13 protein-coding genes are annotated in these 16,841 nt (G+C 43.4%); 8 read left to right on the top strand and 5 right to left on the bottom strand.

What is annotated here, in order from left to right:
* Positions 1-52 precede the first annotated feature (52 nt).
* Together AB0756_RS17440 and AB0756_RS17435 are read right to left on the bottom strand one after the other, a co-directional pair.
* Complete coding sequence (locus AB0756_RS17440) at positions 53-1,630, bottom strand: NAD(P)H-quinone oxidoreductase subunit N (protein ID WP_038088052.1); 1,578 nt, start codon at positions 1,628-1,630, stop codon at positions 53-55.
* 137 nt (positions 1,631-1,767) lie between these two features.
* Positions 1,768-2,010, bottom strand: a complete 243-nt coding sequence (locus AB0756_RS17435; protein WP_038088055.1) for a hypothetical protein — start codon at positions 2,008-2,010, stop codon at positions 1,768-1,770.
* A gap of 336 nt (positions 2,011-2,346) precedes the next feature.
* Between AB0756_RS17435 and topA the strand changes: the two genes are divergently transcribed.
* From topA to AB0756_RS17410, 5 genes are all read left to right on the top strand, one after another.
* Positions 2,347-5,019 carry a type I DNA topoisomerase gene (gene topA, locus AB0756_RS17430; RefSeq protein WP_038088059.1) on the top strand — a complete coding sequence of 891 codons (2,673 nt, stop codon included), beginning with the start codon at positions 2,347-2,349 and terminating at the stop codon, positions 5,017-5,019.
* Between the two features lie 586 nt (positions 5,020-5,605).
* Positions 5,606-5,743 carry a hypothetical protein gene (locus AB0756_RS17425; protein WP_038088062.1) on the top strand — a complete coding sequence of 46 codons (138 nt, stop codon included), beginning with the start codon at positions 5,606-5,608 and terminating at the stop codon, positions 5,741-5,743.
* Between the two features lie 12 nt (positions 5,744-5,755).
* On the top strand, positions 5,756-6,217 hold the full coding sequence (gene aroQ, locus AB0756_RS17420) for a type II 3-dehydroquinate dehydratase (protein ID WP_050045958.1): 462 nt from the start codon (positions 5,756-5,758) through the stop codon (positions 6,215-6,217).
* Between the two features lie 59 nt (positions 6,218-6,276).
* Positions 6,277-7,218: an ADP-ribosylglycohydrolase family protein gene (locus AB0756_RS17415; RefSeq protein ID WP_050045959.1), complete on the top strand. Its 942-nt coding sequence runs from the start codon at positions 6,277-6,279 to the stop codon at positions 7,216-7,218.
* 289 nt (positions 7,219-7,507) lie between these two features.
* The gene (locus AB0756_RS17410; protein WP_038085490.1) at positions 7,508-10,018 is read left to right on the top strand and encodes an HD family phosphohydrolase; all 2,511 of its coding nucleotides are present in this window, start codon (positions 7,508-7,510) and stop codon (positions 10,016-10,018) included.
* Between the two features lie 4 nt (positions 10,019-10,022).
* Here AB0756_RS17410 and AB0756_RS17405 read toward each other — a convergent pair whose 3' ends face one another.
* Positions 10,023-10,889 carry a tetratricopeptide repeat protein gene (locus AB0756_RS17405; protein WP_237265901.1) on the bottom strand — a complete coding sequence of 289 codons (867 nt, stop codon included), beginning with the start codon at positions 10,887-10,889 and terminating at the stop codon, positions 10,023-10,025.
* 442 nt (positions 10,890-11,331) lie between these two features.
* Here AB0756_RS17405 and AB0756_RS17400 point away from each other — a divergent pair, with 442 nt between their 5' ends.
* Together AB0756_RS17400 and AB0756_RS17395 are read left to right on the top strand one after the other, a co-directional pair.
* On the top strand, positions 11,332-11,916 hold the full coding sequence (locus tag AB0756_RS17400; protein ID WP_038085495.1) for an LOG family protein: 585 nt from the start codon (positions 11,332-11,334) through the stop codon (positions 11,914-11,916).
* 73 nt (positions 11,917-11,989) lie between these two features.
* Positions 11,990-12,817, top strand: coding sequence for an Rpn family recombination-promoting nuclease/putative transposase (locus AB0756_RS17395; RefSeq protein ID WP_038085497.1), 828 nt, complete (start codon positions 11,990-11,992; stop codon positions 12,815-12,817).
* 95 nt (positions 12,818-12,912) lie between these two features.
* Here AB0756_RS17395 and AB0756_RS17390 read toward each other — a convergent pair whose 3' ends face one another.
* Together AB0756_RS17390 and ubiE are read right to left on the bottom strand one after the other, a co-directional pair.
* Positions 12,913-14,151, bottom strand: coding sequence for a DUF445 domain-containing protein (locus AB0756_RS17390; RefSeq protein WP_038085499.1), 1,239 nt, complete (start codon positions 14,149-14,151; stop codon positions 12,913-12,915).
* Between the two features lie 84 nt (positions 14,152-14,235).
* Positions 14,236-14,931 carry a bifunctional demethylmenaquinone methyltransferase/2-methoxy-6-polyprenyl-1,4-benzoquinol methylase UbiE gene (gene ubiE / locus AB0756_RS17385; protein ID WP_038085501.1) on the bottom strand — a complete coding sequence of 232 codons (696 nt, stop codon included), beginning with the start codon at positions 14,929-14,931 and terminating at the stop codon, positions 14,236-14,238.
* 306 nt (positions 14,932-15,237) lie between these two features.
* On the opposite strand from ubiE, the gene serA reads away from it, so the two are divergent.
* Positions 15,238-16,818 carry a phosphoglycerate dehydrogenase gene (gene serA / locus AB0756_RS17380; protein WP_038085503.1) on the top strand — a complete coding sequence of 527 codons (1,581 nt, stop codon included), beginning with the start codon at positions 15,238-15,240 and terminating at the stop codon, positions 16,816-16,818.
* The last annotated feature ends 23 nt before the right edge of the window (positions 16,819-16,841 follow it).

Raw genomic sequence — 16,841 nt, 5'->3', positions numbered from 1 at the left:
CCTCGCAGAAGTTGGGAATCTAGACCGACAACTGACTCAAGCGTCAACTAAATTACGGGTTGAGGCTAATAGAATTTTCCTCTACCAAGGTAGGGACAGTTTCCGCTTTCACAATTGGATGTGTGATTGATTGCAAAATGGGAGTGTTAGCAACCGAATTGTTAGCCACCGTGAAGATGGGATTTGATAAAATTCCAATGACGGAAGTAGCAATTAACGTCGCAATTAGTCCTACCTGTATCGGTCTGTAACCTGGTAGATTCCAACGCACCTCTGGATAATTCTTAACTGCGTCAGACATCTCATGAGGTTCCTTAACTACCATCATTCTGACAACACGAATATAATAGTAGATGGAAACCACAGTAGTGATTAAGCCAAGTAAGACTAAACCGTACTGTCCGGCTTGCCAACCAGCCCAGAACAAGTAGATTTTACCGAAAAATCCGGCGAGTGGTGGGATACCACCAAGTGATAGTAAAGCAATACTCAATCCCAAAGTTAGAAGTGGGTCTTTCTGATACAAACCAGAGTATTCTACGATTTGGTCTGTTCCTGTCCGTAAAGAGAATAGAATTACGCAGATGAAACCGCACAAATTCATGAACAGGTAAACAAACAGGTAAAAAATCATACTGGCATATCCAGCTTCAGTACCCGCTACCAAGCCAATCATGACAAATCCGGCTTGAGCAATGGAAGAATAAGCCAGCATCCGTTTCATACTGGTTTGGGCAAGGGCAACCACATTACCCAAAATCATACTTAAAACGGCGAGGGCGGTAAAGACAAACTTCCATTCTTCGGTCACTAAGGGGAAGGCGCTTGTCAGCAGGCGAATAGCTAGGGCAAATCCAGCAGCTTTAGAACCAACGGATAAGAAAGCAATCACTGGAGTCGGTGCGCCTTCGTAAACGTCTGGTGTCCATTGGTGGAAGGGAGCGGCGGAAATTTTGAAACCAACTCCCGCAATGACAAACACCAAGGAAATGACCAAGCCCAGAGATTGACCAAATCCTGCTGTGGCAATTCCATTGGCGATCGCACTCAATTGTGTTTGTCCGCCGGATAAGCCATACAGTAGTGACACCCCATATAAAAACACTGCTGTGCTGGAAGCGCCAATCAACAGGTATTTGAGTGCTGCTTCATTGGAACGGGGGTCTCGCTTGGTATAACCTGTAAGCAAATAAGAGGATATACTGAGGGTCTCTAGGGAGATGAAAATCATCACTAGCTCGCTAGCCCCTGATAAAAACATTCCGCCAAGGGTAGCGGTTAGCAAAATCGCTATGAACTCGGCTATTGCAGTCCCGCTTTGTTCGACATAGCGAATCGACATCAAAATTGTCACGGCAGCAGACAAAACGATGATACCGCGAAAGACGATACTGAGGTCGTCACTATTAAAAGCACCAAGAAAGGAAATGGGTTCTGTGTTATCCCATTGGAAATACAGGGCGACGACAGAAGTTAACAACCCCGCGATCGCTAGATATCCAATCGAGCGCGAGGATGTTCGCCCTGCAATCAAGTCAACAATCAAAACCCCCAAGAGGGTCAGAATGACAATTCCCTCTGGCAATATGGTTCCAGCATTTAACTGGGAAGCAAGATTAGCAAAATCCATGAGCTATGTAGGTTTTGGTTATGAGACGTTGAGATCCTACTGTGTTCATTCTATTGAATCATTGCTATCGTTGCACCAACAGTTGTCAGCCTTTGTTAATTGGCTATGGATACCATTAAGTTAAATTATGTTTAAGTTTAAACAGATAGATAAAATGTGCTATCTTTCTCGTACAATTTGTGCTTGTTCCCTTTGAAGAAGGTAGCTGTGCTGGAGGCAGAGGAGTCACTGCGGTGGTGAGGCAACACGATCGTTTTGGGGTTTCCCCACGAGCGGATGGCTGAAAGGGTTTCACGGGCTACAGCACCTGGTGTGGCATGAAAAACTTCTACTTTGCCCTCTGGGTTGCCAACAGAAGAATTCCCCGTTCCCTTCTTCATAACTTTTATTCCTTCCAATGGGATACAAATTTGAATAATGGCAATAGGCTTAATGTAGAACCTTGAGGGGGATTTTGAAAACAGCACTCGTCAAAGACGTCGATTATAAGTTAAAGATTAAAATAACTGGAAATTCTAACCCCTGCTAAACCCGCCTCTCCCTTTGGGATCGGCTTTGCCAACAAGCAGGTCTGAAATTTCAACCCAAGCAGACGGTTTGTGTCAGGATTAGATCGCATAATCCCATAGCGTAACGTTAAGTTCTACCGATACGCTCTTCATAATTTCTTTCAATTGATTATTTAGGCGAACAGCTATTCTTTTTTTGTAATTTCCATGTCAACTCTCGTCATCGTCGAATCTCCGACCAAAGCTCGTACCATTCGCAACTACCTCCCTGCCGGTTACCGGGTAGAAGCATCAATGGGACACGTGCGTGACCTACCTCAATCAGCTAGTGATATTCCCGCTAACGTCAAAGGAGAAGCATGGGCTCAACTCGGGGTAAATGTAGACGCCGACTTTGAGCCGCTCTATATTATCCCTAAAGATAAAAAGAAAGTTGTTACTCAACTTAAAGACGCTCTCAAAGAAGTAGATGAACTGATTCTGGCTACAGACGAAGACCGGGAAGGTGAAAGCATTAGTTGGCACTTATACCAGTTGCTCAAGCCAAAGGTTCCCACAAAGCGAATGGTGTTTCACGAGATCACTCAAGACGCCATCAAAAAAGCTTTAAAAAACTGCCGCAATATTAACGAACAAGTCGTTCGCGCCCAAGAAACCCGGCGGATTTTGGACAGGCTAGTGGGTTATACCCTGTCTCCTTTGCTGTGGAAAAAAATTGCTTGGGGACTGTCAGCAGGACGCGTGCAATCTGTAGCCGTGCGGCTTTTGGTGAAAAAAGAACGCCAGCGCCGTGCTTTCCGTCAAGGTTCCTACTGGGATTTGAAAGCAACGTTGACCCCCCCCGCTTCAACTAAAGGAGCAGCATTTGCTTCTCAACTGATTGCATTGAGAGGAGTTAGGGTCGCCAATGGCAGTGACTTTGATGCGGCGACAGGAAGAATTTCTAGCGATCGCAATGTTGTCCTGCTTAACCAAGCTGAAGCCCAAGCCCTTAGAGAACGACTTTTAGAAAAAACTTGGAAAGTTACAGAGGTTGAGGAACGTCCCGTAACGCGCAAACCCTCGCCACCGTTTACCACTTCTACACTGCAGCAAGAAGCTAACCGCAAATACCGTATTTCAGCACGGGATACCATGCGGACTGCTCAAAGTTTGTACGAGCAAGGTTACATCACCTATATGCGTACCGATTCCGTCCATTTGTCAGAGCAAGCCATTGCTGCTGCTCGTCAGTGCGTCGAAACCCGGTACGGTTCGGAATACCTCAGCCCCCAACCCCGACAGTACACGACTAAATCCAAAGGAGCACAAGAAGCACACGAAGCCATTCGTCCGGCTGGTAGCACTTTCCGCACGCCCCAGGAAACAGGTCTAAGCGGTCGGGAGTTACAGTTGTACGACTTGATTTGGAAGCGAACTGTTGCTTCCCAAATGGCAGATTCCCGTCAAACGCAAATCGTGGTGCAGTTGCAAGTCGAAGATGCGGGTTTCCGTTCTTCTGGCAAACGCATTGATTTTCCCGGTTACCTCCGTGCTTACGTTGAAGGTTCTGACGATCCAGAAGCAGCTCTTGAAGATCAGGAAGTTATTCTACCGAATTTAAAAGTAGGAGATAGTCCAAACTGCCAAGAATTAGAAGCCGTTGGTCACGAAACCCAACCACCAGCAAGATATACCGAAGCCACCTTAGTCAAAACTCTGGAAAGCGAAGGGATCGGGCGTCCCAGTACTTATGCCAGCATCATTGGCACAATTATTGATAAAGGGTACGCCCAATTGGTAAGTAATGCGCTTATCCCAACTTTCACTGCTTTTGCCGTAACTGAGTTGCTGGAGAAGTACTTCCCCGATGTCGTCGATCCAAGCTTTACCTCCAAAATGGAGCAAACATTGGATGACATCGCTACGGGTGAAGCACAATGGCTACCTTACCTGCGATCGTTCTACTCCGGAGACAAAGGTTTAGAAACCCAGGTTAAGGAAAAAGAAAACCAAATCGATGCCAATTCAGCCCGGACAGTAGAACTGGAAAATTTAGATGTAAAAGTTCGGATCGGAAAGTACGGTGCTTATATAGAAAAAGAAAATGGAGATGCGGTTGTAACGGCTTCAATTCCCAAAGACCTGACTCCCGCCGACCTCGATCCGCAAAAAGTAGAAACAATCCTGCGACAAAAAATTGTCGGTCCCGACGAAATTGGAACTCATCCAGAAACAGGCGAACCCATTTACCTGAAAATTGGACCTTACGGACCTTACGTTCAGTTGGGTGACAAATCGGAAGAAAACCCCAAACCCAAACAAGCATCCCTACCTAAAGGAGTGACATCCGAAAATATCACCCTTGAAGTCGCAATTGGGTTATTGGCTCTACCTCGGAAATTAGGACCTCATCCAACCACAGGTGCTGAAATCCAAGCCAACCTGGGACGCTTTGGACCTTATGTTGTTCACAACCAAAGTGGAGAAAAGGAATATCGCTCCCTAAAAGCTGGCGATGATGTTTTGACAATAACCCTAGAACGTGCATTGGAATTATTGTCGGAACCGAAAAAAGGACGCAGTTCTTCTGGTAACAAATCGAAAGCAGCTGAAAAGGAATTGGGTCCTCACCCAGAGGATGGCGAACCAGTTAACATCTACAAAGGTCCTTACGGACCATATATCAAGCATGGTAAAACCAACGTGCGAATTCCAGAAGGTCAATCGGTAGAGGATATGTCCCTAGCTTCTGCATTAGAGCTATTGGCATCTAAAGCCTCAACTGGAAAATCTGGAAAATCTACGCGTAAAACAACGAGTAAATCAACAACCTCCAGTTCTAAATCTTCTACCAAATCCTCAACCCCTACTAGCAAAAAAACAAAAAAGGCTAGTTAGTAAATGGTTAGTTGTTAGGTGTTAGTCATGAATTAGGGTGCGGTGACCTTGCGTCTTGAGTGTTTACTGTATGGGCTGATGAAAACCGCCTGTGGGCTGTAGGCATTGGTTGTACCTACCAATCACCAACCCTCCCTTGTATCTCAGGGGCAAAGACGCTATGTGCAAGGCACACGCTCCGCGATGCCTTTGGGCTATTCCCGTAAGGGCTATACGCGATGCCGCAGGCTATGCCCGTAGGGCTGTTCGCCAGTCCCGGTGGTCGCGGGAAACCCGCCTGTGGCGCATTAGCGCCACGCTATGTGCAAGGCACACGCTACGCGTTGCGAAGCTATGCCCGTAAGGGCTATACGCTATCAGGACTCGACTCACCACTAACCACCAACCAATTTTTCTGATAAAATAGCAACACAGCCAAAATTCGGGGCGTCGCGTACACAAAATACAGGTTACATCCTAAGATGGCGCATACCTAATTAGAAGGGTATGGGAGAAACCTATCTATCAGCCAAAAGTGCAAAGATACTCCAGTTTCTCCGTGTAATAATAAACATATTGAATGAGTAGCTTAGGAGCGTTCAGTTCAATGGACTATATAGAAAACCTGCTAGAAAAACTTAGGGAATTGGCACAAAAGTTGATAGAAGCTCTTCTAGGACCGGCTGCTGAGCCAGAACCGGAGTTGATTCCAATTCCAGTAGAAGACCGCTCGCGCCGTAGATAAGAGTAACACAAGGTGCAAGGCTTGTCATCAACCTCCCTGAGTATTCTAGTATTGCACGGACCCAACCTTAATCTTCTCGGACACAGAGAGCCAGGAATTTATGGCTCGCTGACACTAGCCGAAATCAATCGGATTTTGGAAGATGAAGGCGCAAAAGTGCAAGCAAAAATTTATCCAATACAATCAAACCATGAAGGTGCTTTAGTAGACTCTATTCATGAAGCACAGGGGCAACATCATGGAATATTGATTAATGCTGGCGCGTACACCCATACAAGTGTGGCATTACGAGATGCGATCGCTGCTGTTAATTTACCGACAGTAGAAGTGCATTTAAGTAACATCTACCGCAGGGAAGAGTTTCGCCATCACTCGTATATAGCTCCAGTGGTTATTGGACAAATTAGCGGATTTGGTGCGCGAAGCTATACGTTGGGTTTACAAGCGTTAGTGTACCACCTAAGAGAATTATGAATGATGAATTATGAATGCTAAATAATTCATAATTCATCATTCACAATTCATAATTTTTTATGCGTTATTCACTTTTAAATCGCTGCCATGGAGTTTTACTAGGGGCAATAATTGGGGAAAATACAGCTTTTAGGAATAAAGATTTTGGTGAAAACGGACAAGAGGGCTCCAAAGAAGTTTTGCATTGGAGTCAAATAGCAACTTCTTACACGGAAAGTTTGATTGCGTTTTCGCGTCTTGAAATTAACGCTTGCTCGCGGACGCAAGAGCAGGGAAGACACTTAGAAGATAGTTTGTCAATGATTCCCGCCGTTTTACCAGTGGTAATGTTTTTTCATGAAAATTTAATAAAGTTGCGCCAAAACTTGATAGCGATCGCGGAATTTTGGCAGAGCGATCCGATTATAAGAGATGGAATGCTAGCGGTAAGTTACACGATCGCTCAATCTCTAACGGAGAAACTGACCCAAGCTACCCTCATCCCCCAAACAATTTCTTTTTTGGGGGAAACACCAACAAGGTTGCCACAACAATTACTAAAAGTTAAGAATTTATTAGAGAGTGGAGCGGGGTTAGACAGCGCACAAGCTGAGTTAACAAGAGAAGAAAAGCCAGGAAACGCGATCGCTATGGCACTTTACTGTTTTCTCAGTACCCCAGAAGACTTTCGTCTTTCCGTTTTACGAGCAGATAGGTTGGGTCGTTACTCAAAAACAATCGCTACACTAACGGGTGCTTTATCAGGAGCGTATAACAGCACAGCAGGTATTCCCGCAACTTGGCAAATCTCACTCGAGCGTTCAAATTTAGCGCAAAAGTGGCAAATAGCTAGCTCTTATAATATGTTAAGATTGACAAACACACTTATGGCGGTATGGTCAGGAGTGTATGATATTGCTCGTGATTCAAACGAGTTTGGGGAAGAAAAGACTTTAGTAGGGTCGAGCTTCTGGTCGTCCTCACAAGCAATAGCAGCCCCTCGCGTCATTCGGCTGCGCTAGTTCTACTTCCCGTCATTCTTATGCTGTGATGTGCATCCCAACAGAGGCAAACAAATCTTTATAAACAGTAGTATATTTTAATACTATCATAAAAAAGCTGTACCAATGTGAAAAAATGCCACAGGTAGTTAGGTGAAAGTAATCCTAGAAAGGGCTGTACTCTACCTCCAATCCAAAAACCAAAATCGTAATTCCCTGGGAGCCATTGTGACAAATCTGCTTAAAGTGTATTTCCGCTCTGGATGGTCTTGTTTTAACCTAATAGCGTAAGGAACTGCGGTCATAGGAAATGAAAACGCAGCAATTTTTTTTGTCCGTGACCCAAAAATTGATTGAATGGCGACGACAGTACAAAGAGTTACGCCATCAGTCCTACATATTAGACAACAGCGAGACAGACAAACATCAAGCCTCGATCTCGGCGAGTTCAACTCAGAAAACCCTTAAACGACAACGTGGGGTTTATACAGTTGTTCTAAGTTGTTTTAACGGAAAACGTTCCCCTGTTGTTTTTACAATTGCAGTCCTATCCCTAACAGGAGTTTTAGGACAAAAATTATACAATCAACCACAGCTGCAAATTGGGGCTATTGCGCCACAAACCATTAAAGCACCCGAAGAAGCCAGAATCGAAGACAAGCACAAAACAGAAGAACAGCGCAAAGCCGCCAGTACAAGCTCCGTGCCCGTCTTGATGGTAAATCCACAAATTAATGAAGATATTCAGCAAAACCTACAACAAATTTTGAGTGAAGGCAACAGCATTCGCTCATCTCTGGGAAATTTTCCATTTTTTGATACTTTTATTTTATCTGTATCAACCCAGCGTTACGTGCGCTCGTGTTCTCATTGGGAATGGCAAGCCCTACTCATAGCTGTGAATAACAATAAAAAGCACAAGCAAGGGCTATCAAATCAAGAAAATTTTAACCTGGGAAAAGAGGATTTAAAAGCCAACAATTTGTTCCGCAATCCTGACTTTGCCCAAGCCGTGCAGGAATTAGAAACCTACTATTTGTCAACTTCAGAGCAAAACTTATCTTCTCTCATCGCTCAAATTACCAAAGTCCGTCAGGGGTATGTCGAAGCCAATACGAAACTTTCAGACCTGATAGGGGCTAAACCCGAAACAGTTTATGATGCAAAGTCACTTCTCGATATCTCAGATGATGATTGGGCAAAGACACAAGTGGGAATCCAGAAAACAGCACAAAGAATTCTCACCCAAGGTGTACCTCCTGGGCTTCCTCCTTACATTATCAAAGATGCAGTTAGTCTACACGTACAGAGTTTAGTACCCAAGGAAGCTGAACCTTTAGCGCTCGAAGTTTTGTTAGCGGTGCTGAAACCCAACCTTCAAACTGATAAACTACGAACGCAACTGACAGCAGCAAAAGCAGTGGCGGGTGTCAAACCCGTGATGGTGACTGTACGAAAAGGTGAGTTGATTGTTAAGAGGGGAGAAAAAATTACTGCGTTTGATTTTGAAGTTTTAGAGCACTATCGCCTAATTCGTCGGGAAATTAACTGGCAAGGATTGATACAACTTGGCATAATCGTGACTGGGGCAGTTGGCTTTTTTGCTCTTTTAGAACGGCGAAGTCGGTGTAAATTACGGCAAAGCGATCGCCTGCTCATACTACTGCTAACACTCAGTACGCCATTAACGATGACTCTAGGTACGCCACATACAACTTGGAGCGCAGTTGGTTTGTTATTGGGTAGCTTTTACGGACCTAGTTTGGCAATCGCAGTCATAGGATTACTGTCAATATTGCTACCCATTGGTTTAGATGTAAGTAAAGCAACTCTTTTAGCTGGGACAGCCGCAGGGATTTTAGGCAGTTGCATGGCGCAAAAACTCCATTCCCGTGAAGAACTAGCGCTTTTAAGTGTTGCGATCGCACTCACTCAAGGCGGTGTTTATTTAGTTCTCAGACTGCTACTGGGTGCAGCATTGGGTGTTTTTCCTTATTATACAGTTATCCAAAATGCTGTATTGTTTGCCTTATCCAGTTTAGCGTGGAGTATTGTGGCATTGGGGTTAAGCCCGTATTTAGAAAAACTCTTCGATCTGGTAACTTCAATCCGGTTATCAGAATTAGCAAACCCCAACCGTCCTTTGTTAAAAAAACTAGCTACTGAAACTCCAGGGACTTTTCAACACACGCTCTTAGTTGCTACCCTTGCTGAGGCAGCCGCTAAATCTTTGAAATGTAATGTTGAACTTGTGCGAGCGGGTGCATTATATCACGATATCGGGAAAATGCACGACCCTAAGGCATTTATTGAAAATCAAATGGGAGAACCCAACAAACACGATACAGAAATTAAAGACCCTTGGAAAAGTGCAGAAATTATTAAAAAGCACGTTAGCGAAGGTCTAGTGATGGCAAGAAAACACAGTTTACCTTCCTTCATTCAAGCATTTATTCCAGAACATCAGGGAACAACACAAATTGCGTATTTCTATCACCAAGCGCAACAAATGGCACAAGCAGACCCCAGTTTAACAGTCGATGACGCTGATTTTCGTTATGAAGGTCCCATCCCTCAATCAAGGGAAACAGGTATCGTCATGTTAGCAGATTCCTGCGAAGCCGCTTTGCGATCGCTCAAAGAAGTTTCTCCAGAGCAAGCTTTAGTCATGCTTAATAATATACTCCGAGCTAAGTGGCAGGAAAAACAATTAGAAGCATCAGGATTAACACGAGAAGAAATGTCTCAAATCGCGGAAATTTTCGTACAGGTTTGGCAACAATTTCATCACAAGCGAATTGCTTATCCTAAGTCAAAATAATTAGTTATGCTTGGATTTCTGCGCTCGCGTCCATTACTTTTTGATGAAATGTCATATTTTGATGCTGCATAGAAATTTCAGCCGCTTTTTGTAGATTCTGAATAGCCTCTTCCCGATTTCCCAGGCGATGTTGAGCTAAACCTCGCCCATAAAAACCATGCTCGTCTTTTTCATAAAAAATATTATTTGCACCTGTAGCTTCAAGTTGTATTGCCTCCTGAAATTCATCAAAAGCGCCTTGCTCATCTCCTAATTCATAACAAGCATTTCCTCTAAAATAGTAAGCAGTACTCAAATTAGGATTTAAATCTAATCCTTGGGTTAAATTCTTAATAGCTTGGGAATAATTGCCCAGTAAATATTGCTGAACACCTAGATTGTAGTAAGCATAAATAGATGGTTCTAAGCGAGCGATTTGAGTAAAATCTTCAATTGCTTTTTGATAGTTACCATCATAAGAATGAGCTATGGCTCGTCCATACAAAGCTCGAGTATAGTTGGGATATAAGTGAATTGAACGATTGCAATCTTCAAGAGCACTTTCATGTTCGCCAATCATGGCACGAGCAAACCCTCTTTCAGCATAAGCTTGGAAGTATTGCGGAGATATTTGAATAGCCTGGTTAAAATCTTCTACTGCACCTTGATAATCCTCAGTCATTAACCGAGATATTCCCCGGTTGAAATAAACTGTGGCATCTTGCGAATATAATTGAATCGCTTGACTGTAACTGTCTATAGCAGTTAAATAGTCACCCAAACTATAGCATATATAGCCAGACACATAGTAACCAGAAGCAAGTACGAGGTTAAACATGGAAGTGAAGTTGTAAGGTTTTGGTAGTTTGTGACAGTAAAGAACTAGAGCCATCTTAAATAAGTTGTAGGAAAATTTATTTCCCAGCTAACGCCGTCTCCGTTACTTATTGGAGATTGTAGGGGAGCTACAACAATTTCAACTTCTCATAAATCGTTCAGGAAGGCTACACATTTATTTCTTTTATAAACTAATTGGAGAGTTCTGCAAGTTAAGTTTTCATGAATAAAAAATTATTTGTTTGCGTAAAATTACGAGTATTTTAAATTAAAAAAAATTGAAATAAAAGTTTTTCATAAAAGCTCAGCTTGGTTTGTAAGAGATACTAAGAGCTAATATGAAGTGAGTGCTATAAAGTCAAAACAAACCTTACCCCAAGCCCCTACAAAGAGAGGTGCTTTAAATTACCCTATAAAAATTGATGCTTTTAGAGCAATGAAGGGAGCAGAGTGCCTTGTGATATGATTTTTTCGATGTAGAAGAGGTAAGGCAAATAGTGAAATATATTTGTGTATTTTGTGCTTCTAGTATGGGAGCGCAACCAGCTTACAAACAAGCTGCTCAACAGTTAGGTGAATTGTTAGCAAAGCGACAGCTAAGTTTAGTTTACGGAGGTGCTAAAGTAGGACTAATGGGTGCGATCGCTGATGCCACTCTTGCAGCAGGAGGAGAAGTCATCGGTGTTATTCCAGACTTTATGGTCGCCAAAGAAATTGCTCATGATGGAATTACACAGCTCCATATTGTCAATTCCATGCACGAACGTAAAACCATGATGTCGCAGATTGCCGATGCTTTTGTGGCACTTCCTGGAGGGATGGGAACTCTCGAAGAGTTTAGTGAAATCTTAACGTGGGCGCAATTGGGATTGCACAAAAAGCCTTGTGGCGTACTCAATATAAATGGTTATTACGATTCTTTGCTAGCATTTTTTGATAAAGCAGTCACAGAAGAATTGTTAAGATCTGTCCACCGTTCTCTAGTTTTGGAAGCATCAGATCCAGAAAAATTACTGGATTTATTGGCAAATTATCAACCTCAAAATGTGGATAAGTGGATTGAAAAAAATGTCAAACCTTAATGCCAAGAAATTTACTTTGACAAAAGATTTATAAAGAAGTAGTGCTCGGCATTTAAGGTGGTAACATGTTGAAATGTTTGATAACGTTTGCAAATTTCTAGCGGAAAATTTCTCAACTGACTTTGCCTCTTGGTTAATTGGAGAACCAGTCCCTTTAACCGAGTTAAGTCCAAGCGAACTATCTCTTGAACCAATTCGTGCCGATGCACTGATTCTATTGGAGTCACCAGAGGTTGTACTTCATTTAGAGTTCCAGACTAAACCCGATATAGAGATACCATTTCGCATGATAGACTATCGAGTGCGAGTCTATCGTCGCTTTCCTCAAAAGGGAATGCATCAAGTGGTAATTTACTTAAAACAGACGGATTCAGAAGAGGTTTATAAAAATACGTTTTCTATTCCTGGTACTCGCCATGAATTTAATGTGATTCGCCTTTGGGAACAACCAAAAGAGGTATTGTCACCGTATGTAGGTTTATTGCCATTGACCGTGTTGTGTAAAGCTGACGATCGCGAACGAACGCTGAGGGAGGTAGCACAAGAAATAGATGGTATTAACGATCGACGCCAACAAAGCAACGTAGCTGCGGCAACAGCAATCTTAGCCGGTTTAGTATTAAATAAGGACTTGATTAAAAGAGTTTTGAAAAAGGACATTATGAAAGAATCGGTTATTTATCAAGATATCTGGGATGAAGCTAAAACTAAAGGTCGCGAAGAAGGTCGCGAAGAAGGTCGCGAAGAAGGTCGCGAAGAAGGTCGCGAAGAAGGTCGCGAAGAGGGGATTCGGAAAGTAGCTGTTAATTTACTGAAAAATGGCATCACACCTGAAGATGTGGTCAAGTTTACGGGGTTATCTCTCGAACAGGTACAGTCTTTAAGAGCACAATTAGATTAATCTTAAGACGGTGTTGAACCTCGGTGCATGCGTTCCCAGGCTTTCCCTGGGAACTAGAATTAACTCTAATTTCAGAAATTTAACAATTGTCAAATTTAGACAGATTGACTAAACAGTAAAAGTACTGTTTGAAATAAACCTACAACAAAGCCTAAAATACCGCCTAAATTAACAATTGCTTGCAATTCATTTTTGACAATTCCTTCAATTGCTGCTTCTAAATCAGCAGGAGAAGTCGATTTGACTCGGTCAACGATCACTTGATCGATTGACAAAATAGGGATTGTTTGAGCCACTATAGCTTCTAAATCGCGTTCCAAATACCTCTCTAAAATCAGAGCGAGTTCCTTACTGACAACTTCTAAGGAAGCGTTCACAACAGGAGAAGTGCCAAGGCGGTTAACGAGCAACATAGCTATATGCTCCCAGTCCACGGAGCCACTTAATCCTTGGAGTAAATCACTCCCCTTTGTTTGTAAATACTGGCGGACACTATCGCGTGTCGTTTTTCGCAATTGGCGTACCGTACCAACTGGTAAGTTTTGTAACGATAAGTCTTGTAAAAATTTCTTAAGGCGATCGCGCACCTGTAGTTCTCTAATCAACTCCTGCAAGCGAGCATTGGTAGCATCTTTTTCATCCAAGCAGTAAGTCCGCAAGCGGCTGAGAGTATTCCTCAAGCCAAATAGATTTGCGACTACCCAATAGGTACCGCTGGTCTTTTCCCGAAAGCTTTCATCAATGGCTTGGATAGTACGATCTGTCAAAAAATCAATTACCGCTTGTCGCAAGACATCTGGAGGAATAACCACTTGTAGCAGCCAATCAGCCAGACGAGTTGCTTGTTCGTCAGTTAATTGAAATTCCAGTAATATCAGGTCAAAAATTTGATTAATCTGGGCTTCCAAAAAATCTTCTCGCCTTGCTAGTACCTTAAGCAGGCGCGGTAAAGACTCCCCTAATAAATCCCGCAATATTCCGGACAAAATCTTAGCTGTTTTCTGCTCGCGATCGGATTTAATCTGGTCGAGTGCCAAACGCAGCAACCAAAGAATTCCTCCTTGTACGCGTTCGGGCTGCAACAATCGTCGCGCCAGATTTTGCAATTCCTCTGGAGTCAGCAGCGACCCCATGATCGTGTTGGAAATATTCTTAGCAAGCCGTTCTTGGTTGCGGGGAATTAGTCCTGGGGTAAATGGAACTCTTCGCCCACCGATATAGATTGCGCGGTAGGGACGAAACAGCATTTTGATGGCTATGTCGTTAGTAAAATAGCCAATAATTCCACCTGCTACAGGGGGAGAAACATAAAGCCAAAGATGAGACCAATCCATTAGGTTATTAATTCTCAGTTAGCAGTTAGCAGTTAGTAGTGACTAGCTAACAACCACTAACCACTAACTACTAACCACCAATCACTAACTTTTCATAAGCACTAGCACTCCCATCATACCGTTCATAAGAGAGTAGTGTGTGACAGTGGTAAAACCAACTTGACGACCAATCTCTACTTGTTCCGATCCTGTGGGAAATCGGTCAAGGCTGGGACTAATATAAGCGTATTCGTCCTTGACACCCATATAGCTCGCTATGGGAACCACGAGATTGTCCAAATACCATTGCTGAAAAGCACGCATTTGAGGATTGTTGGGACGGTGAAAGTCCAAAATTGCCGCTCTAGAACCTTTTTTCAGGACGCGATGTAATTCTTTTAAGCTCTGTGGAATATTTGTTACATTTCTTAAACCATAACCCATTGTTGCGGCGTCAAAGCAGTTATCGTCAAATGGTAAATTTAAAACATCAGCTTCTACCCAAGTGATGGGAGAGCGAGGAGACTGACTTTGAGCCCGAGATTTTGCCACTTCTAGTAACTCTGGAGAAAAGTCCACTCCAAAAACCCGCCCCGTGCTTCCCGTTCGCCTTGCTAGCACAAAAGATAAATCTCCGCTTCCACAGCACAGATCGAGACTTGTATCGCCCGGTTTAGCGCCGCTCCATTTCACCGTCATATCTTTCCAAATGCGATGCTGTCCCAAACTCAACCAGTCATTGAGGCGATCGTAAACGGGAGCAATACGGTTAAAAATATTACGAATGTCATTGTTGGTCATTTGTCAATGCTCAAAAGTTTAGCTCTAAGAAATTTTCATAAATTTATAGGTTTTGGATATAGGTTTTCGCACTATTGATGGTTTATAGTACCGAGTGAGTGGCGAAAAAGTCAGTCATGTGTCAATGCAGGAAGCCGTGCTGCATGGTTATGAGGATAATTGACCTTCTAGTACTATCATGCTTGAGGTTATGCATCGCATTAGCTCCTGCATTTTACAGCAATCATTCCTGCAAAAGTACTAGCATTTCAGTCTAAACTGAAAGTCCGTCTTCAAGGAATACCTATAGCTTTACAATAAGCAATCATGTCTAAGGTTCTTGTCTCCGATCCAATCGATCAAGTTGGGGTTGATATCTTATCCCAAGTTGCCACAGTAGATGTTAAAACAGGGTTAAAACCAGAGGAACTCATAGAAATCATTGGTGAGTATGATGCACTTATGATTCGCTCTGGAACCCGTGTCACCCAAGAAATTATTGAAGCCGGCACCCAGTTAAAAATTATTGGTCGCGCTGGCGTTGGTGTTGATAATGTTGATGTCCCTGCAGCTACGCGCAAAGGAATTGTGGTTGTCAATTCCCCTGAGGGAAATACAATTGCTGCTGCGGAACACGCACTGGCAATGATGTTGTCCTTGTCACGCCACATTCCCGATGCCAATGCATCGGTAAAAAGCGGGGAGTGGGATCGCAAAACTTTTGTTGGTGCTGAAGTTTACAAGAAAACTTTAGGTATTGTAGGCTTGGGCAAAATTGGCTCCCATGTTGCGGCTGTTGCCAAAGCAATGGGAATGAAACTGCTAGCTTATGACCCCTTCATCTCTACAGAAAGGGCAGAACAAATCGGGTGTCAATTGGTAGAGCTAGATTTGTTATTGCAGCAAGCAGATTACATCACCCTGCACATCCCGAAAACACCAGAAACTACGCATTTAATCAACACTGAAAGATTGTCAAAGATGAAACCCAGCGCCCGTATTATTAACTGCGCTCGTGGCGGCATCATTGATGAAGAGGCTTTAGCGGTTGCCATTAAAGAGGGGAAAATTTCTGGTGCTGCATTGGATGTTTTTGAGAAAGAACCCATAGGGGAATCATCCTTAAAGGCATTGGGTAAAGAAGTTGTTCTCACCCCACATTTGGGAGCTTCTACAACAGAAGCACAAGTGAATGTGGCGATAGACGTTGCCGAACAAATTCGAGATGTATTGTTAGGGTTACCCGCACGTTCGGCAGTCAATATCCCCGGACTCAATCCCGATGTCATAGAAGAACTCAAACCCTACATGCAGCTAGCAGAAACCCTGGGCAACCTGGTGGGACAGTTAGCAGGCGGACGGGTGGAATTGCTCAATATCCGACTCCAAGGAGAACTTGCAACAAACAGGAGTCAGCCCCTAGTTGTGGCATCCTTAAAAGGATTGCTTTACAAAGCACTGCGGGAACGGGTAAATTACGTAAATGCCAGTATTGAGGCAAAAGAGCGGGGAATCCGCGTGATTGAAACGCGAGATGCGGCAGTACAAGATTATGCCGGCTCTTTGCATTTAGAAGCGACTGGTTCTCTGGGTACTCATGCTGTGACTGGTGCTTTGTTAGGTGATGGAGAAATCAGACTGACCAACTTGGATGGTTTCCCAATTAACGTCCCCCCCAGTCAGCATATGTTGTTTACCCTGCACCGAGATATGCCAGGGATTATTGGCAAACTGGGTTCCCTATTGGGCAGTTTTAATGTCAATATTGCCAGTATGCAAGTAGGTCGCAAAATCGTTCGCGGTGATGCTGTCATGGTTCTCAGCCTTGATGACCCCCTACCCGATGGGATTTTGTCTGAAATTACCAAAGTCCCAGGAATTCGGGATGCGTATACGGTAACACTTTAAAAAGGATAAAGGATGAAGGATGA

Source organism: Tolypothrix campylonemoides VB511288_2 (assembly GCF_045999855.1).
Classification (GTDB): domain Bacteria; phylum Cyanobacteriota; class Cyanobacteriia; order Cyanobacteriales; family Nostocaceae; genus Scytonema; species Scytonema bouteillei_A.
Note: the sequence above shows the minus strand (reverse complement) of the source record. Positions and strands in the feature narration are given on the sequence as shown.